General features: G+C 58.4%; 14 protein-coding genes. 2 read left to right on the top strand and 12 right to left on the bottom strand.

The annotated features are described in order from the left end of the window. Positions 1-298: 298 nt before the first annotated feature. From LB554_RS28830 to LB554_RS28810, 5 genes are all read right to left on the bottom strand, one after another. Positions 299-610 carry a hypothetical protein gene (locus LB554_RS28830; RefSeq protein ID WP_224588197.1) on the bottom strand — a complete coding sequence of 104 codons (312 nt, stop codon included), beginning with the start codon at positions 608-610 and terminating at the stop codon, positions 299-301. Then, on the bottom strand, positions 582-1,979 hold the full coding sequence (locus LB554_RS28825; protein ID WP_224588195.1) for a recombinase family protein: 1,398 nt from the start codon (positions 1,977-1,979) through the stop codon (positions 582-584). Before LB554_RS28825 ends, LB554_RS28830 begins: the two co-directional genes overlap by 29 nt. After that, positions 1,976-2,470, bottom strand: coding sequence for a DUF2924 domain-containing protein (locus LB554_RS28820; protein WP_224588193.1), 495 nt, complete (start codon positions 2,468-2,470; stop codon positions 1,976-1,978). Before LB554_RS28820 ends, LB554_RS28825 begins: the two co-directional genes overlap by 4 nt. Positions 2,471-2,474: 4 nt before the next feature. Beyond that, positions 2,475-2,837, bottom strand: coding sequence for a DUF3489 domain-containing protein (locus LB554_RS28815; protein WP_224588191.1), 363 nt, complete (start codon positions 2,835-2,837; stop codon positions 2,475-2,477). 332 nt (positions 2,838-3,169) lie between these two features. Continuing rightward, entirely contained in the window at positions 3,170-4,519 is a 1,350-nt protein-coding gene (locus LB554_RS28810) for a B12-binding domain-containing radical SAM protein (protein WP_224588190.1), read from the bottom strand. 92 nt (positions 4,520-4,611) lie between these two features. Between LB554_RS28810 and tmk the strand changes: the two genes are divergently transcribed. Together tmk and LB554_RS28800 are read left to right on the top strand one after the other, a co-directional pair. Next, on the top strand, positions 4,612-5,223 hold the full coding sequence (tmk, locus tag LB554_RS28805) for a dTMP kinase (RefSeq protein ID WP_224588188.1): 612 nt from the start codon (positions 4,612-4,614) through the stop codon (positions 5,221-5,223). A 17-nt stretch (positions 5,224-5,240) separates the two neighbouring features. Then, positions 5,241-7,967, top strand: a complete 2,727-nt coding sequence (locus LB554_RS28800) for a hypothetical protein (RefSeq protein ID WP_224588186.1) — start codon at positions 5,241-5,243, stop codon at positions 7,965-7,967. Positions 7,968-8,024: 57 nt separating this feature from the next. On the opposite strand, the gene LB554_RS28795 is transcribed toward LB554_RS28800, so the two are convergent. From LB554_RS28795 to LB554_RS28765, 7 genes are all read right to left on the bottom strand, one after another. Continuing rightward, positions 8,025-12,320: a bifunctional RecB family nuclease/DEAD/DEAH box helicase gene (locus tag LB554_RS28795; RefSeq protein ID WP_224588184.1), complete on the bottom strand. Its 4,296-nt coding sequence runs from the start codon at positions 12,318-12,320 to the stop codon at positions 8,025-8,027. Further along, positions 12,250-14,451 carry a hypothetical protein gene (locus LB554_RS28790; protein ID WP_224588182.1) on the bottom strand — a complete coding sequence of 734 codons (2,202 nt, stop codon included), beginning with the start codon at positions 14,449-14,451 and terminating at the stop codon, positions 12,250-12,252. The genes LB554_RS28795 and LB554_RS28790 overlap by 71 nt, the downstream gene beginning before the upstream one ends. A gap of 63 nt (positions 14,452-14,514) precedes the next feature. Continuing rightward, positions 14,515-15,546 carry an STAS-like domain-containing protein gene (locus LB554_RS28785; protein WP_224588179.1) on the bottom strand — a complete coding sequence of 344 codons (1,032 nt, stop codon included), beginning with the start codon at positions 15,544-15,546 and terminating at the stop codon, positions 14,515-14,517. A gap of 750 nt (positions 15,547-16,296) precedes the next feature. Next, entirely contained in the window at positions 16,297-18,381 is a 2,085-nt protein-coding gene (locus LB554_RS28780) for a phospholipase D family protein (protein WP_224588177.1), read from the bottom strand. Further along, the gene (locus LB554_RS28775; protein ID WP_224588176.1) at positions 18,302-18,757 is read right to left on the bottom strand and encodes a hypothetical protein; all 456 of its coding nucleotides are present in this window, start codon (positions 18,755-18,757) and stop codon (positions 18,302-18,304) included. The genes LB554_RS28780 and LB554_RS28775 overlap by 80 nt, the downstream gene beginning before the upstream one ends. Further along, a complete protein-coding gene (locus LB554_RS28770) occupies positions 18,747-19,484 on the bottom strand; it encodes a hypothetical protein (protein ID WP_224588174.1) in 738 nt (245 codons plus the stop codon). The genes LB554_RS28775 and LB554_RS28770 overlap by 11 nt, the downstream gene beginning before the upstream one ends. Continuing rightward, a complete protein-coding gene (locus LB554_RS28765; RefSeq protein ID WP_224588172.1) occupies positions 19,468-20,148 on the bottom strand; it encodes a hypothetical protein in 681 nt (226 codons plus the stop codon). Before LB554_RS28765 ends, LB554_RS28770 begins: the two co-directional genes overlap by 17 nt. Between the last annotated feature and the right edge of the window lie 83 nt (positions 20,149-20,231).

Raw genomic sequence — 20,231 nt, 5'->3', positions numbered from 1 at the left:
TGCTCTCCTTGCAAAGGGCCGAAAGTGTAACCCATCTATCCGGAATGAACTGTCACCCATCTCTCGGGAAGGGCACACTGTGGATATAGCCTATATCGGCTGGCTCGAAATTCGGACGACTTATTGGAGGGTTAGCCGGACCCTTCTCTCAACAGTCGGGCTGTCCCGCTCAATCCGTCTCTGTTTCCACGGAGTCTTCTAGCCCCGTCTCCCTAACCGGCCTTCCGTGCCCTATTGTTTTCGGACTGATGCAGAGAGAGATCGCCTATGCGTCCCAAGCTTCTGGACCAGGTGGTGGCTAGAAGCCCAGAAGGGACCGCTGCTGGTTCCAATCAACCGGCAGATCGCCGAGCCGAGCCAGCCGCCTGGCGGTTAGGCTGACAGGTTGATTGCCCGCCAAGATGTCGTCCACGATTGCCGGAGAAAGGAAGGCTAGTGGCAATGCCTTGCTGAGGTCGGCGCGGTGGATGCCGGTAGCTTTCGAGAGTTCCGAAATGCTTCGAGCCCCGCCATTTGTGAGCGCCGACAACATCGAGTGTGACCTTGCCAGCAGATTGACCAGGCTCGGGTCAGGAGCCTTTTCACGCTTTGGTTGATCCCCAATAATCAAGCGTGCCTCGTTTCCACGCCGTTGTATCTCGCATACGACGCTGATCTTGTGTGTCTCCGCTGTCGTGACAGGTGCACCGGATTGTCCGTCGCCCTGTGGTTCTAGGATCACACTCACCAAAGCAAGGAGGATTAATCGCGAGCTCAATGGCCTTGGGCGAGACCGTTATCCTGACTATCGCGTTTTTGACGATCGATCGACGCTTTGCACTACTTCCTAGCGAGTCGCTCAAGAGCCCGTCAGCCTCGCTCAAACCGCTCGCGATCTTATCCTTTGATGCGTACTGCTCGACCCATTCAGCCAGTCGCGATTTGTCGTTCAGCAAAGCAATCACCTGCTGATCGACGATTGCTTCTAGTTCGTCAGCCGGAACCCTCCAGCCGGTGTCTTCCTTGCGCCGAGCGACCTTCAGCCGATTGGAGATGTAGTAGCGGTAGCGCTTGCCATGGTTGCTCGCATAGGCAGGGCTCAGCCGATCGCCGGTTTCATCGAAGATGAGGCCTGTAAGCAGGTGCAGATCTGCGGCATTCGATCGCGATCGGCGTTTCGGCCCTTGCTCCTTCAACAGCGCCTGAACAGAGGCAAACAATTCCGCGTCTACGATCGGCTGGTGAGCACCCTCGTAGCAGGTGTCTTTGTGACGAGCCTGACCGATGTAAACTGGGTTTGAAAGCAGGTAATAGAGTCGCCCGCGACTGACCGGGGGGCGAAGCGGCGTGGACCCGACCACCGTTTGGCTTTGATTCAGCTCATCGGCCAAGGCCAGTACCGACTTCAATTCCAGATAGCGCTGGAATATCGACCGGACCATTGTCGCAGCCGCTTCATCGACCACCAGCTTCTTATCAACTGCACGGTAGCCGAGCGGAATGGTACCGCCCATCCATATGCCCTTCTTCCTGGATGCAGCGATCTTGTCGCGGATACGCTCTGCGGTCACTTCCCTCTCGAACTGAGCGAACGAGAGGAGCACGTTGAGCGTCAGCCTGCCCATCGACGTCGTTGTGTTGAATTGCTGGGTGACAGAAACAAAGGACACTCCATGGACATCGAAGGTCTCGACGATCTTGGAAAAGTCCATCAGTGATCGCGTGAGCCTGTCGATCTTGTACACCACAACGACATCGATCCCGCCGTTGCGAATGTCTTGGAGTAGGCGTCTTAGGGCCGGCCTCTCCATGGTCCCGCCTGAGATGCCGCCATCGTCATAGAAGTCGGGGACGAGCTTCCACCCCAAGCCGGCTTGCGAAGCAACGAATGCCGCGCAGGCTTCACGCTGGGCATCAAGTGAGTTGAATTCTTGCTCAAGACCCTCTTCGGTGGATTTGCGCGTGTAGACCGCACAACGCAGTTTTTGCTGGTTGCTCATAATCCGAAGAACCTCGGACCGGACCAGTGGGCGCCAGTGATCTTGCGGGCGATGGCGGAGAGAGACCGATAAGGCTTTCCTTCAAACAGAAACCCTTCTGCCGTCACGTCGACGACATGAGTCTTGCCGTTCCAATCGCGCAGCAGGCGAGTCCCCTTCGATAGCGGCCGACGCGGCTTCGAGGCCGCCTCAGTATTTTTGGCATCGCTGTGAGTCTCATTTGAAGCCGCTGGGGCCGAGCCTGGTGCCTTTCCTGATCTATTAATTCCAACCCCTCGCACCGTCTCAGCGAGGCGCTTCCTTGTCTCAGTAGACAAGCCACCGAGCCTTTTTGCTTGCAAATGCCAGCCGGCTGCTCTCACCAGAAGTTCGCGCCGCACCCCGCTCGGCGGCGGACACCCATAGGTCTTGATCCACCGAGCCGCGAGCTCGCCGCGAGAGAGGTCGCCGAGCGCGGCGACCTCCAGTTGAAGCTTTGAGTCGATGACCATGGCTTCAACACTTGACCTTAGTGTCGAGCCGATAGCGCCGGACACCATCCTTGCCGACTTCGCTGACTAGAAGCAGGCCGAGCTTCTTCTTTACGGTTCCAGAGAGAAATCCGCGCACCGAATGAGGCTGCCAACCAGTTGCCTCAATCAAGCCTTCGATTGTGATGCCCTTGGCCAAGCGAAGCTTCTTCAAGACGGCATCCGCTTTCGTCTCTACAGGCTTGGGATTTTTACCTTTCGCAACTTCCGCATGTGCGGCTGCCTGCTTCCGAGGGCGTTTAGGCGAGGTCACCACCGCTTGAAGCGAAATGTTCTTAGGCTCGCCGGCTCCAGTGCTTTCCGTCTGCTCAGTTTCGGTAACGTGCATTGTTTCTCTCCATCAATACCGACATCGGACCTTCCAATGCCTGTACTGACTGGAGCCCGCGCTGGGAGGGCTTTGGTCGAGACGGGGACGTCGCCCGGTTCCCACAGCAATGCTTGCTGTGCCAACGAAGTCCAGCGTGTTAAGGAATTTCTCTCTGACCGCTTAGCCACAGAAGCGGCCATCTGCCTCAAGTTTGTTGAATCACCGCTGTGGCCGAAAACAGAACGGCCGCTCGCGGCACGCGGTGTATGGATGGCACACGCTTAATCCCGTCATCGCACGTTCCGTTCTGACCTGCTCCGCTAGCCTGGCCGAAACAGAGGACCGCTTTGCTAGTGCCTCGCCATCAACCGGAAAGGCAGTTTCTCGAGATTCGATCTCTCGATATCCTGATCGAAATCGGCCCGCGTGTAGTCCCTGGGGTAGTAGCTGAAGCTCTTCAGCTCGAAGTAGCTGTCTGCATCCATGTAGCGGCGGGAGAGGTTCAGACTGGCCGCCTCCGCCGCGCCGCTGTCAAAGTCCTTGCTGAGATGCATGTGCGTGATGCCGCTGACGTGCTTGCTCAGCGGGTCCACCGGATGCGCGCCCAATCTTTCCCAGTCTTCCAACAGGAAATCGGCTGTTTTCGGAGGGCCATAAGCGATCACGGGCCCCACCGATACACCGCTGATGCAGCTTGCGTGGTCATCGAGCCAAGAGCGCGTCTCTTCAAAGGTGTTAACGGTCTCGCCAGCGTAGAGAAGGATATTGGCTTTGACCCTGACCCCGTTCTCCCTGCAGGCCGCCAACAGCTTGGACGCGCTGGCAAGGTACCGATCAGGATCACGAGCTTTTTTCATAGCCACGATCTGGGCCGGAGAAGCGGTCTCGAGCCCTAGATCGACCACCTTAAGGCCTGCGCGCGCCAAGGCAGCAACGGCTCGCGGTGTGAGCGCGTCAACCCGGCTTTCGGTCCTCCACTCGATGTTCAGGCCGAGCTCGCTCACAGTGGTAGCCAGTTGCTCACCCCATTGCGCATTCGCGGCGAACATCGATGCCTGCAAGTAGGGATGGATATCAGCTCCGCCATACTGCTCCTGCACCAAAGCCATCGAGTGCGCGAGTTCGCTGGGAGCGCGGATGCGATCGAGCTTAATATCGCGCTCCTCGCAGAACTTGCACCCCATCCCGCAGCCTCGCGAAGCCTCAACGCTCGGTTGGTACCGAAGGTGGCCTTGCACCAAGAGGTGGTTGAGAGTGAAACCGGGCGTCGGAGCGGCGAGCTTCCTCAGATCGGGGCTGGAAGTGAGCAGGCTGCCGATGATAGGTTCTGCCATGCCTTCGACCAGAACATCGGCTTCCGGCAGCAATCCCCGCAGCCAATCTGGATCCGGGCCGACCACCCACCTGCCGCCTACGATGACCCGTGCCTCCGGGTCGGTGCGCTTGACCAACTGACAGAATGACTGGGCCCATGTCAGCGCATAAAAGCTTGGAATTGAGAGCATGATAGGGTGGCGCGAGGGGAAAATCCCGAACTCGCGCAGCTGCATCAGCGTGGCGTCAGGCGTGTAGTGTTCCCCGTGAATGAGACGGGTCTCATGCCCCTGCAGCTGAAGCACAGTAGCTAGGGACAACGCGCCATAGTTGAGATACAGCTGCCGTCGCGCGAGCGCATGGTCACGCTTCTTCGGCGCGAGCATGCCTGCCGACACGAACACAACTATGTTAGATCGATTCATTGGGCCTGCTGAACTCCCCGCTGGGGGCTGGGGCGCACATATAGGGGTTCGATGTGCCGTTTGTAAGCGTTGAGGGCATAGACGGCAGCGGCAAATCCGAGCAGATTTCCCAGCTGGTTGAGCGTCTCCGTGGGTCGGGGAAGACGGTCATCCAGACAAAGGAGCCTGACGGAGGCCACATCGGCCGCGAGGTGCGGGGCATAATGACGGCCGAAAACCGAAAGCTCTCGGCCGTAGAAGAACTCCTGCTGGTGAGTGCGTCACGATATGATCATGTCCGTAACGTCATTCAGCCGGCAGTCAATGCGGGAGATTGGGTCGTGTCCGACAGGTTCATCGATTCAACCTTCGCATTCCAAGTTTACGGCGGAGCTCCGGAATTGGACCAGTTGTTCGAGACTGTCACGCGCTCGGTGACTGGCGGGCTGATGCCGGACGTGACGATCATCCTCGATCTCCCCGAAGCGATGGCCGCCGGCCGCCGGCATGGCCGGGCTGATCTCCAGTCTGATCCCTCGGAAGTAGTCAGGAACTTTTCTTCGATCCGGGAAGGCCTGCTGGAAGTCGCCAACCGCTTTCCTGAACGGTGCTGCGTTATTGATGCCAGTCGCTCGCTCGCCAAGGTCGCGGATGATGTCTGGCAGGCAATAGCGCCACTGTTATAGGCGGGCCGTATTCGACCATGAACCCTCAGCTGCGCATCCTCCTCATCACTCGGGTGATCGAAGCAATCGAGCCTATGGGACCGGGGCCTATATTCGAGCGCTTTGGAATGCTGTTCGTCAAGCATCTCGCGGGCGTGGACATCGTGCAGCGCGGCTCCTCGGTTAGCGGCAATCCGGTAGGCGGCACCCTTGACGGATTGTCGCCGGATGGCCGAGTCGCGGTCGAGACATCGGTTCAACAGGACTATTTCGGTGGGGACCTGAAGAAGCCGACCAACGATTTGGAGCATGTCCTATCGTTGTCTCCTGATGTGAGGGAAATCTACCTGCTGTCTTCGAAGCGGGCACCGACCGGAAAGATAGAGGAATTCGCCGCCACTTCGGTCAAGAAGCCGGGGATGTCAGGGAAAATCTTGCATCTGCTCGACAGCCGGGCAATGGCCGAGAAGGTCGTTGACGGCCTTCTTGAGCAGGACAATGCCGTCGAAGAACTTTCGGCAATCTTGCCCATGCTGTCGGATATCCGGGACGACTTGGCTGCAACACATCTCGTGCCGTCAGTCGAGTTCGGACATATTCGGCGAACGGGGATCACCGAGGAGTTGGACAGCCGTCTCGCCGCGTCGCGTTGCGTCGTGATCGCTGGCATCGGTGGCATCGGGAAGACCCGGGCTGCTGCTGCTTACGTTAGCGAACGCCAGTCCGAGTTTCCGTATATCCTCTGGCTCGATGCCCGCGGCATCAATGACAAGCGGCAGCTTTCAGCGACCCCTTACAGCCGGGGGGGTACAGAGCGAAATGTCCGCGGTCTGCTGCACAGCAAAAAATGCTTGCTGGTGCTCGACGATGCTCCGGACCAGCTATCTTCTGACGAGATCGGCGTCGAGTGTGGTCCTGAGGCGCGTGTAATCATCACGCGCAGGCGCCCTTCTGCCGATGCATATTCCCTGCCTATGCTGGATAAAAAGTCCGCCAAGGCGTTGCTCGGCCGCGGGTTACCCGACGGCGCGGCCGATGCCGTCCTCCCGGCAGCTTGGCGAACCGTCGGCGGACACCCGCTGAGCCTTCAGCTTCTCAACTCAGCGCTGCGGGGCGGCGCGTCTTTGGACGATATCCTGGAAGACTTGAAGATGGTTGGCAGGCTGGAGGACAACGGCGAACTGCTGGCTGAACGCGTGTTGGGACGGCTGCGGTCCACCCTGTTGTACGAACTTCCAGTTTTTGCCTGGGCCCAAGAAACGTCATGTGACCGCCAATTCCTCAAGTTGGCGATCGGGCCATTGGGTATACGGAAGCTCGTCGATTCCGGCCTAACTACTGCCTCCGGCAACTCGTCAGTCAGCATTCACGACATCGTCTATGCGGCCTTGAAAAGCAGCGGTTGGCTTACACGCGATCGCGAGCAGGAACTCAACGATACCTTGGAGAAGTACCTGAAGAAGCTGATCCGCGGCGATGGCGTTGGGCTGCATAGCGTCGCGGTCCACCTCAGGCGGCATCTAATAGAACTTCTCGCTGGCGCTGACAGACGCCCCGCGTTCATGCTTGCTCTCATCGCAACGTGGAGCGCTGTCGACGTTCAGCCGAATCTGTTGTCTGATCCCGTGGAACTGGCTCGCTCGCTCGAGGGCCGCGACGGCGAATCCGCCGACGCCGAGATGCTGCTGGTGTTCGAGACAATCGAAGCCCTTTATCGGCATGAACGGCATGTCAAAGATCGAGATCACGCATTGGCCAGCTTGCGCAGACGGATGCCAGCCTTCGACACGTTGCAATCGCTAGGCGGGCTGACAGATCGCCAGAAGGCAGAAATAAAACATCATCGAGCCAAGGCGTTGCGGTTACTGGGGGAGCATGAGTTGGCAACAGGCCTATTCGAGGAGGTAGTCCAGCAGTTCCCGCTGAACGAAGCAAAGCTCCAGCTCATCCGCCTCCACGCCAAAGGCTCCCACAAGGCTGAGGAAGCTGAAAGGCACGCCCGCGAAATCATCGCTGCGTTTGAAAGCGGCGAGGGTGTTTCCATTTCCGTTTTTCTTGGTCTCGCCGATGCTTTGAACAAAAACCCTGCGGACTGGGCCAAGAGTCTGCTTGCCGAGAAGGAAGAAATGTTCCTGAACCAGGCGCTGTACGGCGCGGTAGCGAACATACCACAAGCCTATGAGGTACTTGCGACATTCGCGCGGCAAACGGCTTGGTCACGGCCCGAGACCTTTGCCGATCTTCTTGAGCGCCTGCCCGAGCCTATGCCGCTCCTGCTCGAAGACGAGCGCAGCCGCGGGGCGTTTGCGGAATTCATGTATCTGGCAGCAGTGAGGATCGACCCTAAGAAATACGCCCTGATTGCACGGCTTGCATATGAAGCAATGCGCTCGCCGGACGCGTTCCAGCGCAGGCGTTGGGCAGAAACACTAATCCTCTTGGAGGAATACACCGAGGCTGTAGCGATGCTTGAGGCCATCGATGACAAAGGAGGCCACATATTCATAGCGCACAGCCTGTCGCGTGCGAAGCTGGGGTTGGGTCATGCGGGTGAGGCTCTCGCCCTGTCCAACGCGGCCATCGATGGTGCCGTCGGTAGGCATGAAAACTTCCGTTGCAGCTTTCTGATCCAGCGTATCAAGGTGAAGCTTGAACTGGGTGAAGAACCCTTCAGCGACATCGATGAGGCTTCTCGCTTGGCCGAAAACGATCGGCAGCATGAAGAGCTCGATATGCTACGGAAACGCGCGATCAACATCGCCTAACTCCGCGACGAGCCTGCAGAAGCCGGTTCCAGCCGACCGGCCTGACGTGACGCCTCGTCATTGTCGCCACTTTAATAGCCCAGAGAAGGTCCTGAGGCTGCTTCCTACCAAGTGACCGAGTGCAAGTTCACCCGAAGCGTTGCAAAATGATTCAACAAAAACCTTGAGCAGCTTAGATTGATGCATGACCTCGATATCCGTGGCGAGATGGTCCACAACCTCTTGGCTGACCAACACAATCAACTTCGCTCGCGCTCGCGACGCCATGACATTGAAGCGGTTGAGGCTGAACAGAAACTCGTCCTCGTCACGTATGCTGTCGGGGTCGCCCAGCGCAAAGCTGGCGATTATCACGTCCCGTTGCTGGCCCTGAAACCGCTCGACGGTGTCCACGGCGTTTCGGATCGTAGCTTCGGAATGCCCCAGTGGCAGAAACACCTCTGATAGCCGGCTCACGACTAACCCCTGTTGAGCCCTATGTGGTGTGACGATCCCAAGGCCACGTCGCCAGATGCTCTCCGTATCATGAAGGGTACTTGAGGCTGGCAACAGGTTGCCGGCCCTGTCAAGTTCGCCGGACGGCCGATTTGCCAGATGACCAGCTAACAGCAGCGCGAGGGCTGCGATCGCATCCGCTTCGAACGGGTTCCATTGGCTGGCGGAGCCCTCCGGATAAACAAAGCAACACACTGCCTTGGCGGGGTCAAGAATCTCTGCCCATCCTGGACTCCAGAGAAGGCTCGATGGCCAATTGGGCGGCCGCGTATCCGTAAAGTCATCGATAAGATCTATTGCCAGGTTTGGCGATTGAGGCGCCAAAGATGACTCGTAACCAGCCATACGGCTAAAATTCACAATGGCCGCATTAGACCTGTAGTTTGTCGACAGCATCGTATGCACCACACTGTGGTGGTGGGAAAAGAATTCATAGATCGAACCCACGAGGTGTTCCAGACCGACAGGCGCTTCGGCTTGGTGAATAGGTGCGAGTTGCTTTGGATCGCCTGCGAGAATGAGGCTTGCTCCCTCGGCCAACGAAGAGAAGGCCACGACAGCATGCGCCACGTCCATCTGTGACGCTTCGTCGATGACGACGAGGTCGAACAATTCCTCTCGGTTCTCGTCGTTCACCTTCAGCAGGTTAGAAATTTGATCGGCGGTAGACGCAACTAGCGTCACGCCATCAGCGTCCAGTAGGCGTTGACGCAGCGCAAGTACCTTGTTTGACGGATTTCGGGCTTCGAGCAGCGTGTCAATATGGGCGTGTGTGGGCGGCAGATCCGCAAGCGCGCTCGACGAGCGCAAACGGTAGGTCTCGACATTGCCCGCAGCAGGGCTCGCCGCGAGTTCGTCGAGCAAGCCGTACAAAACGTTGTCGATCGCATTCCACGTGAAAGCCGAAAGCAGTATGCGCAATGGTCGCCCGCGCTCTAGCGCCTCAAGCATGGCGCCTCGCAGGGTCGCACGCAGCGTTTGGCTCTTGCCCGTTCCTGGTGGTCCCCAGATGAGATGCAGGCGCCGCGCGAGGGCGCATTCAAGCGCAATCCATTGTGACGGATTAAGCTCGGCTCCTTCGGCTTCGAGCAGTCGACGCGCCAGAGGCACGTCACGGGCGCAATGCGCCAGTTGGGTTGCCGCCGCGTCCCACACAAAGTCTGCAGCTGGACAGTGCGCCGTCTGGCGAGGTGGGCGAGCCCACGTGAAGCCGCCGATGGCGCGTTGCACAAGTGGGGTCGAAGCGGCAGTCGGGGGATTCCCCAGACCGCGAAGGGCGGCGACGAGCTTGGGCGTGAAGAAATCGACGTGACGAGGATCCAGCGTTACGTCGCGTGAGAGATTAACCGCACCCGCTTGTTCGAGATCATCGAGCAATGTCGGCCGGCGATATGCTCCCGAGTCGATCGCAATCAGCGCTTCGCTGCGGTCCAAACCGGCGACGCTAACGCTCGTCGCGTCGGACATTCGCCATCGTGCTTCGTAGCCTTGTGTGGAAATCCCGGCGCGCTGTGCTACGGCGAAGAATGAAGATTCGAGAAATGTCGGATCGCCGTCGGGCGCTAGGGCGAAGTTAAAGTCTCCCACCCTGACCCTTGCCTCCCGCGAGCCTGGGCGAATGCGGTAGACCCGGCGACCCGTAACTGCCCGCAGTCCCAATCTGGCTAGCGCGTCAACCTCTTCGCGACCGGTCAGCCGTCGTTCCAATCTAGCGCTACGATGTCGCGCCTCGCGCTCGTGTGGAGGCATTGCGCGAACCTGTGCAACCTCAAGCTGGTCTAATGCGGTGTTTAGGCGGTGAAACGCCAGCCACAGCTCACCGTCCACGCTGATCCCGCCTTCGCGCCGCGGAGGCTCAATGGGATAGGCGGCGGCATTCTTGCCGAGCAACGGCTGGAGATCGGCCTCAAGGCGGCGAGTCACCGTCTCCAAGGCCGAGAGCCTCTTTCCGACGGTCTCTTCGAGGCGGGCGAGTTGTCGGACCCAGTACGATCTCGGACTTGTTGACTGAGTCCAAATTTCATGGGCCCGTTCGGACGGGATATGGTCGCTGAACTCATCCTCAAACAGCGGATGGACGCTGAAGGCAGCGACCCCGGCCGGCAAAGTCGCTTCGTGGTAAGTTCGAGCCACGCGGAAAAGGTTGTAGTAGTGCGGCACAGGCGCGGCCAGAACCGCCTTTGCGACATCTTGAACGACCGTAATTGGCGACGAACTCGTTTCATTGCGCGCATTGGCGATAAGTTCTTCGGACGGAAAGAGCCAAGCCAGATGCGCTAACGTCAGCTGCGACAAGACGCCATCGAGGTGCCGACCTACGACGCGACACAGGTGCCTATAGGTAAGCTTGTCCCAGATATAGACCTGCAGATCTGGCTTGTTTGCCTCGATCCGCGGATCACTCAGGATGGAGTGAAGGTGTTCCAGAAACGCCAGGAACTGGCGGCGCTCGGCTTGGGGGCTCCTTTCCGGAACAACGAATGTGGTGGCCGGCCAGGCTTGGGTTTGTCGTGGCGTCGCGTTGCGACTACCGAACTCGCGCTTCTCAAGCCAAAACGCTTTTATACCGAACGCGAACGAGATGCCGCTACCGACGTCAAAATCGGCCGTCAGGTAGATGCGCAGATCCGCCCATTTGGGCATGATCCCGGAGGCCCCCGTGTCCGGGGGAATGAGGGCCGTCTCTGTAAGGAGAGAGCCAGCGCGTTGAGGAAGGACGGTGCGGGAAGCCCGCAACGTCTGGTGACTGTCGAATTCGCCAGCCTCACTGTCGAGCGCTGCCAAGGTGGAAATATCTCGGATACCCTGGTTCCAGAGCACCGTCCGGCACCCGCGGGTAATGAACGCGACCCGGCTGAGTTGGCCCTGGCTTTCGGCTTCCGGCATGCAGTGGTTGGGGCGGCTTGTCGGCTGGCCATTCGAGATCCATGGGTAGCCAAGATAGTCGCAACCGGAACAACGGTTGTCGACATGCCAATCCAGCTCGCGCCAGGGTGTTGTGAGAACGGTGCGGAGGTCGTCGCGTAGAACGCGACGAAGACGAAAGGCGAACACCTCGAAGGGAGCCCGCTCCAAGTCTTTGTTCAACGCCGTCAACAGGCCCGTTGCCGATACGACAGCTCCGGTTTGAGACATGGCCTGTACATGCTGCGCCATCTGTGACGCGCCATGTGCACCCGGCCAGATCGAAGCATCGGACGTAACAATGTACCTATCGTGACGCCCGGAGTCGATCAGCCATCCGGCCAATGCCATGGCGTAGAAAACGATCTCAGCGAAATAGCCGGGATTGGGCTCTGCCGTAAGTTTGATATCAATGAGCTTTAACCGCAGCCGCGTATCTGAAGGCGGAAGCGGACACGTGTCGCCGTTGGGGGCGATGCCGAACACGTCGGTGCGCTCGTCGGGCGCAAGAACTTGGATAAGGTCCGGGATAAGTTCGCCGTAGCTGAGTCCGTGATCGGCGGTGAGATCTTCCAGCCCAAGGGCATTTTTGAAGGCCGGGCCGACTTGAAATCGCGGCCGCACAATGAACCGGCCGGGGGTCGCGGCGCCAATGACTGCTTCAAGCGCAACATTGCGAAATTCTGTGGTGCCGCCTGTCGCAGGGACAGCGGTGCCAATCAGCGCCGTTGGGCCGAGGAGGCGATAGAGTTCTTCAAGCTTGGCAGCTTTCCATTCGTCGCCAGCCTCGCGCAGCAACTGGAGCCCCGGCCGCGGCTGTTGCGGCTCTGGCATGTCCTCAAACGCACGCTCGGCGCGAAAGGTCGCGTTGTCGGGCGAAAGGTCAAGCCGTAGCCGTCGTTTGCACTCGGTGCGAACGTAGTGCGCGATAACTTGTTTCGTCAGGAGCGGCAACGGTGCGACTCGATTCCTTTTGACAGTCCAATATCTTAAGCAGATCGCTCAGCTTACACGAGGCGAAAGCGCTGTCTGCGTTACTGACGTGAGATAGGGCCGCGGCATAGCAGGCGCGTCGAAGATTGATTTCATCCGCCGCCTTAAACAATAGACGCGGAGTCTGTCGCAGACGCTGTGTCCACTGCTCGGCTGTCGCCTCAGCCCAGATCCTAGCGGCGTTTGTGAGGGTCCCACAGTTCGGGCCAGCATGTCCAGGGACTGCAATAATCACCGCATCCCAGCGAATGCTGTCGCTGTGCTTGTGCGGTCCAGCGTCAGTATCACCGAGCATTGGGAAAACACGACAGACCGCGAGGCGGGCTTGGGCGAGCGCCTTGCCTAGTGCCTCCCAGCCTTCCGGCGTCTTATGCTGGTAGGTGAAGATGACCAAGCCATCGCGTTTGAGGGTGCGAGCAATTTCCTCAAAGCACCGGGTGAGCCGATGCTGAAACGTCATCATAGCGATGTCGTCGTTTCGTCGCGCATCCAACCGCGCAGGGGGGAAACCGAGCTGCACCTGATCGGTGAGCCCGAGTGATTGGTGCCATGGCAGGAAGAAATCCGACAGTTCCGAATAAGCGATATTGTCAAAGTAGGGCGGGTCGGTGACGACGAGATCTAGTGCGCCATCCGCAATGTGGCTGAGTTCTTCGGCCGAGCAGACCCGTGTCACCACAGGCGCCATCGGTGGTTGCTCGTCCTGCTTGAAAACCTTAAACCCGCCGGTAGGGCTTGCCTCGCGCGGCTTGAGCAGCCAGTTTCGCGCACGCTCAACGCGACGGACGGCGTTTGGATAGGTGCCACGACCCGTGCCATCTAGCCAGGGGTTCAATTCAATTGGCCGGCTAATGTGGCGGAAGGCCCGGATCGAGAAGAGCGGCGCGAGCCTACGCCATCCAAAGGCGTAGGAAGTCAACATGCAATTCGTCTTCAAATGGTCGCAGAACGCAATCGACAGCGCTTCGCGAGCCGCCGAGTTGGCGGACCCTATGGCTTGAGATAATGTTGCCAGATGCAGCCGCTGCCTATCGTTAAACAGGTCGAGGTACTGGCGATAGCCATACCGGATCAAGCGGTCGTCGGCGCGATCGTGATCAGGAATGACACGTTGTGGTAAGTGATCCAGCAGTCCAGCGTCCGACGCCTTCAGGCGGGCGGAAGCCTGGTTATAACGCTCAAGATCCTGGTCGTCGGCGCGCTTGAAAATCCTGTGCGAGGCGGGCACCGGTCGTTTCTCCGGATCTTTTGATAGGTACTCTAAAGCGAACAGGCGGTATCGTGGATACCTGCCGCTTCGGCGACTGACATCAATCAGCCGCTCGCCGTGGCCGCAATGCGGGCAGATCCCCGTGCCGGCCGCACATGTTCCATGCGCGATTGTCGTTCGGCCTCCGCACGACCGGCAGTCCAGGCGTTTTCGGTCGATCGCCAGCTCGTGTACCTCGCTGCAGTCGCGGCAAACTGCCCACTGTCGCTTTGAGCCTGCGTCATGTGCCAGCTGGAAATGAGGATGAACGTCGTAGCGGCCGCCGCAGCCACCGCAGTCGATCTGCTGGACCCAAAAGTAATGAAGCACGGGTCGCAGTTTTCCATAATGATCAAGTGTCACATAATATACTGTGAGGTCTGTTCCGACGGTCGTTTTCAACCGTTCGAGTTCGGCTTCGAGGGGAGGCACGGCGCTCAACTGCGACTGAAACCGGGTAATCGAGACAGCGACGGGATCGACATCTGAAGCGTAGCAATGGCCGCCTAGACGCTGAGCCTCGGCTATCGCGGTTCCGCCTCCGACAAAGGGGTCCCCGATCTTTAAGCCTTCCAGACTCGCCCCCCCTAAGTAAGCCTCCCAAAAGTCTTCATCAGCTCTGATCGCGGCCGCGACGAGCAGACCCCGAAATGCCGAACCGAAGCGGCGCGCGAACCACTTGTGGGTTTGGTAAATCGGCCGCGGTCTACGACCTTCCCGCATGGCCAGATCGGCCAACGACTCGATTGGAAGATCACCACTGACGATGAGCGATTGCTCAAACCGTCGAACGTCATGCCTGTGCACATCGACCACGTCGAACTCCTTCTCGGCGGTTTCCAATAGCTTCGTCTCACCTTAGCGATGGCCGCGCTGTAGGTCCTCAAGAAAATGAACTGGATCGGACTATCTTTCCCTGGAGGCTGCAAGCCGCTGGCCGATGACGTTCTCGGCGAGCCGCTGAATCAAGGGCTGCACATTCTTGAGCTGGATTCTCGTGCCCAGTACCTCCGGGCCATGGGCTTCAACAAGTCGACCGAGGAGCTCATCGAGGAAACTGCTGGAGGCCATCGTGATTCCGTCGAAGTCGAGAACCATAGGCTGCTCAAGGTCCGGCAACAGCGCTTCGATCTTTCGTCGCAGCGCCTGAGCGGGTGGACGTCCCGCAACGTGGGGGCATTCGTCCAGCACCCGAAGGCCGCCACGCTCAGCCAAGCGCTCTCCCTCCGCTATCAGGTAGTTCCAATCCCGCCAACCTCCGCCGCCTGCTATTTCAGTCTGCCTGAGTTCCACTGGCCGCCGGGTGTCGAGCTCAAGGACAATCCCAGTGCCCGGCATACGGGGGACGGTGGCGAAGGCTTGTTTGTCAGCGATCTGCTGGAGCATCACTGCACCGGAACAGAGCTCTAGCGTGCCTCCGTTGGCTCTGGCGATCTCCAATGTGCCGGCCAAGCCGTTGCCTTGGCCAACGTGTGAGCTACGAGTCACCCCTCGGGTGACCGCAAGCTTAAGCGCGGCAGTGTCATCAGCGACTGTGCGTGTCTCAGAGAGGGATGCCTTCAGACCGCGTCCGAGATCGACCACCGAAATCTCCAATCGCCCTCCCGCCTCATAGTATTGGGCGCAAACTATCCCTGGTGACTGGGCCTGCGCATGCAGCACGATGTTATCGGCGATCTCGTAGGTCATCCACTCGACGGCCGGGACGAATGCGCGCGCGCCGTCATATCGACGCAGCATTAGGTCGCAGATAGCGTTGGTCACTGAGAGTACCTCAGGTCCGCCACTGATCATTTGAAGGGGGATGTATCGGCCGGCTGCCGGGCGGGCGTCCGGCATTGGAGGCGTGTCGAGCCCGAGATGGTGATAGAGACCCAAGCGAATCAGATGGTCAATCTTGATTTGTGGTCCGGCGATCGAGATGCTGCATCCCGCCATTTTCTGCTCCATCAAGAGTGCGCAAAGCAGAGCCAAGCCGCCTGGTCGAACAAACGTCTGGGGGTGCAGGATAATCTTTATGTGGCTTCGGGTGGCTTGTAGGCCCGCAGCCAAGCTAAGCGCGGCCCTGAAGTCTATGGTCCTGGGAAGCTCAAGCCTGAGCGCCTCGCCAGATGGAGTGGCAGAAGCAGACAAATCTTACCCCTGCGCTTGCCCAACGAGGCGAGTCAAAGCCTTAGGATTGACCCCACACAGCCCTTGCCAAGTCGGTGCCCCCGTCACGATTATAAACCCCGATGAACATGGTCCGCAGCTAAGCTGGCTTGTGTCAGCGGCCAGCTACAGACGCATACCAAAAATGAGGTCGGATGTCCGCTTGCTGGATAGACATTAATGTCTGCAATCGGCGTTGGCTGACCACGAAGTCGCAGAACATCATCTATGGAGCGCCGCGCTAGGCAAAAGTCGCATGAGATGCAGATCGGAATTCAGCCTAATCTAGTCTATCCATAGAGTCTTGATGCGCAACCCGGTCGGCAGCTGGGACTTAACGGGCCGGCAGGTTTGGCAAATAACCGCAGAAACCAGCCGTTCCCGAAGTTCCAAGAGAATTTCAAGACGGGCCGGCGTCACAATGGGCGCCGGACGAGTCCCGCGCCCCAGCACAACTTTTCTATATGGATTAGTTTGTAGGCGTTCTGAAGATGAGGGCCGCCTTCAACGCCGACCCACTTTGAGATGCGGTGAACGTCACGCTGGGTTTGAATGACAGTCGCATCTACCGCTATCTCGGCCGAGTTCGCCGAGCGTTTTTCTGATTCTCGCTCCCTGCTCCGCATCCATGTCCAAGTTCGCTTCCATCTGCCTGATGGTCGCCAATAGTTCCTCCTGGCCGAGCTCAGGAAACACTTTGGTCGCGGCGAAGAGGCTCGGCACTTGTTTTTCAAGTACGTCGCGCAGCGACTTGTGGGCCTTCGCGATGCGGACCTCCGATAGGATGGCCGCCAACACCCAGCGAGAGATAATCGTGAGCGTCGTGATCTGGATTGGAAGAGTGTCGGCCTCAACCGTGAATTTCACCCGGCGGATCAGACTTCGCGCAAAATGTGGTCCCCAAATCCCCGCGATCGATTGCGCCGCAACGAACAGAAAGCTGTCACGAAAATCCTCACCCGGACCACCGGTGAAAGGGATTAGAACCGCTTCCTCGCCATCTTCAGTCTTGTATCGCTTGGTGCTGCCGTGGAGCATTAGGTAAAGCATGAACAGCGATCGGGTAACGAAATTGAGATCGAGCGCCGCGTCCGAGTCCTTCGCCCGCCCCAGGAAATCCTGAAACTTGCGGATACCGCGCCAGAGCGCTGTCTGATTGCGCTCAAACTCGCTGTCGGAAACAATCTCTGGTCCCATATCTGCAGCGGATACGGGGCGAGGCGGGGCGGCCACGTCATCTGACTGCCCGACATCGTCCTGATCCTCCCCAAGGTCGTGCCCTTTTGCAGTGGCGACGTCATCGGCATCGATCCTGTCGATAGTCTCTACACTAGCCATCCCGCGCAGGACGATCTGCAGAAGCGCTTGAAGAGCCGGATTGTCGCCATGAGCAAGCCCAGCTGACTTCATGCTCACCCGGAGATTGAGCGCCTTCCTGAACTCATCAGGCGTAGCGAAATCCTGTCCTGCAATACCGCGAGTTGCGCTTCGCCTGCCAGCAGCGCGGATTCTCTCCAGTGCGGGCCCGCTCTTGGCATCGTCTTCCAGCAGAAGGTGGATGTCTTTTGCTAGGCCGATCAGATCTGCGTCGCCGCTGAGGACTGCATCAAGCTTCTTCCTGATGGCGTCGGAGACTGGAAATGGCGCGAAACGCATCAGCTCTTCGGGATTGGCGATGATCATTGGTCGACTGATCCTGCCGTCAACTAGGCAGACTCGCGCGATATTCGAGTCGAGCTTCACATCACCAGTGTCGGCGATCCACAGTCCGTCTGCTCGTTGAGCCAGCGGGAAATGCAACTCTTCCACCTTTATCGACGCCACAGCATCCGGGACATTTGGATTCGGCGACCAGACCAATCGTCGCGCGCGCCGCTCAACGGACCCCGCCATGAAAGTCGCCTTGTCGGAAGCGGCTTCGGATTTGTCTGGAGGCACTGCAATGTCGACAACTGCAATCTTGGATTTGTAGGAGAGGTTCAAGAGCCTCTTCGCAGATCCACGCGGGAGCTTCCGGAACAGGAGGCATTCGTGATTTACGCCTGCTTTGCCAGGCACCCCCAAAGCAGCGACAGTGCAGTTCGCGCTGCCGATGAAGAGGAAATCGTGATCGCTGCCATGAAAGAGGAACATCTTGGCGTGAAGGAAGCGATCGTCGCTTTCACCGCTCGCCCCAATGGGGTGAAATTTCAACGCCAGTTTGCCGATGGCGCCAACCGGAAATGTAGATGATCGAGAAGGGCTGCGGGCGTTCTCCGATAGAAAGATGCGCAGGTCCGGCTCGCCGACCGCAGAACTCAGTCGCTTCAGGGCGGAAAGTTGATCGTCCCAATAAGGCGAGATAATCGTCAACCGCTCAACAGGCTCATCGACCAGCTTGAGCATCCTGTCGGCGAGGCCGCTTGCGTTCGACGGGTCGGATAGCAACAGGTCGATCTGAGACCCGTCCGAGAGGTTGAATGGGGTGTCTCCCTCCAGCCCATCATCGTCGATCCAAGAGGACTGGCTGCGTATCAGCTCAAGCTTGTACGCGGCCTTGTTGTCATCGGCGGGACCGATCAACGCCGACACGATGTGCTCTGACGAAGAGCGTACGATGAATTTCGCTATCCTCGTCTTCATCCCGCGCCTGCCACGACAGGGTTGAGACGAGTTCCAGATTACCTGCCCAGCCCGCCGAAGTGACGTTCGCGGATCCCACAATCAGTCTGGCTTTCGCCTTTCCATAACGTATGGCTAACTTCGGATGGAAGCACGATGTGGTTGTAACCGGGACGACCAGATATTTCCGGCCAGCGTTAGCGAAGGCGTCCGGGATTGCATCCAGCAACTGCTCCAGCATCGAAGCATCGGCGAGCAGCAGATTGTTATGACAGCCGAGTCCACGCAGCCTAAGTTGCAGGCTACCATCATAAAAGGCAGGATCGACGCTGAAAGTCGACAAGATCGAGCTGTGAAACCCGCCCTCCTTGAAGTCATCGAAGAGGCTATGCGGCATTAAGAAATTCCGCGCCGGCAACGGTAATGACCCCGGTACTCTCATCCACCAGATCAGCATCGCGTGCGAACGTAAGCAAATTCGTTATTCGGGGCTGGGTATAGGTGTATTCGCCAAACTCGCCGTCCACCAGGCATCCATCGTCGAGCGTGAACCGATAGGTGAAGCGCCCTCCAGTCGCAAGCTTCTGACCGGCGATCATCAGATGGTTCGATACCACGAACTTCTTTATCAGTTTGGCGATCGTGAGCCTGGCATTTGCTGACGAATTGAGGTCGAGAAATCTGAAGACTCCTTCGGCCGACCGTCCCTCCACGGTTTCTCGGAAAAGCTCATCGCGAACTTGCGTAGCTTCTCTCCAGCGAAGCCAAAGCGACAGGATAAGTCTGGTGCTGCCCGTGACGGCCGATGCCTCGGGCCTCCTTTTGGTCGATGCTGCTGCAAGCAACTCTGCTCCCAGATCATGTTCTCCACCGAGGTCACTCAAGGCTAAGCTCGCAGTGAGGTCCTCTGTAGAAGCTTTCTCATCGCTGACCGCGGTCGATGCGAGGCTGGATGCTAGTGCTTCAACTGAGGTCGGCTCGGCGACCTGGTTAGACAGGCCGACGATTTCGTTGAGCCATACCTCGAGTGCGATATGACAAAACTCGTTCAGAAAATAGGCGCGCCATCTCGTCAGGTTTTGGCCGCCTTGGGAAGGGGCGCCAAGGCTACCAGACTTGCACATAGAGATCCCGGCGCAGATCAAATTCGCCCTTTGAATCGGAGACCACCGCCAATACATTGCGAAGCGAAATCCGCCTCGCCTCGGCGGTCGGATCATCGGCTCGACCGCCTTGTAAAAACTCTTTCAGCAATCGCGCTTCTTGACTTGAAGGATCAAGATAGGACGGATGGAGTGCCTCAGAAATCGTCTCGCAGTCCGACCGCGAAATTCGACCTGACTTGACAGCTTTCAAGAGGAGTGCGCAGGCCTCCGGATGCTCTTCCTGAACGGCAACGGCGAGCGCTTTTCCAGCGGTGCTCGTCACGCCATAAACACGGGCAGAGGCGCTGTCGATCAACCCCATTTCCAGCATGCTTGCGGTGTAGAATTGGCCGAAGTTACCGTACTTCGACTTCAGATACTGACCGTCTTCACCGGGCCTGTTTGTTGGTTTGATAAGATCGAAAGTCTTCTTTGACGTATCAGCAGCTTCGTATCGCCACCACTCCGAGCCCGCCATGCCTAGGGCATTTGCGGCGTCTCCGATCTGACACGCCAGCGCTATCGCCGCTTCGCAGCGCCGGATGAATTCTACCCATTTATCCTCTTTGGTCGTGTGATGGATTTGCTCAAATTGCCACACGACCCAACAATAGAATGAGTAGTATCGAAGCCGATTGGTCACGCTTGTTAGGCCGTGAACTCATAAGCCGCGGTTTACCGGCTTCGGGATGAGATGTGGTCGATCACGCCACTTCCTTGGACATA

The organism is Mesorhizobium sp. CO1-1-11, from assembly GCF_020164995.1.
GTDB lineage: Bacteria > Pseudomonadota > Alphaproteobacteria > Rhizobiales > Rhizobiaceae > Mesorhizobium > Mesorhizobium australicum.
This window is presented reverse-complemented; position numbering and strand designations above follow the sequence as displayed.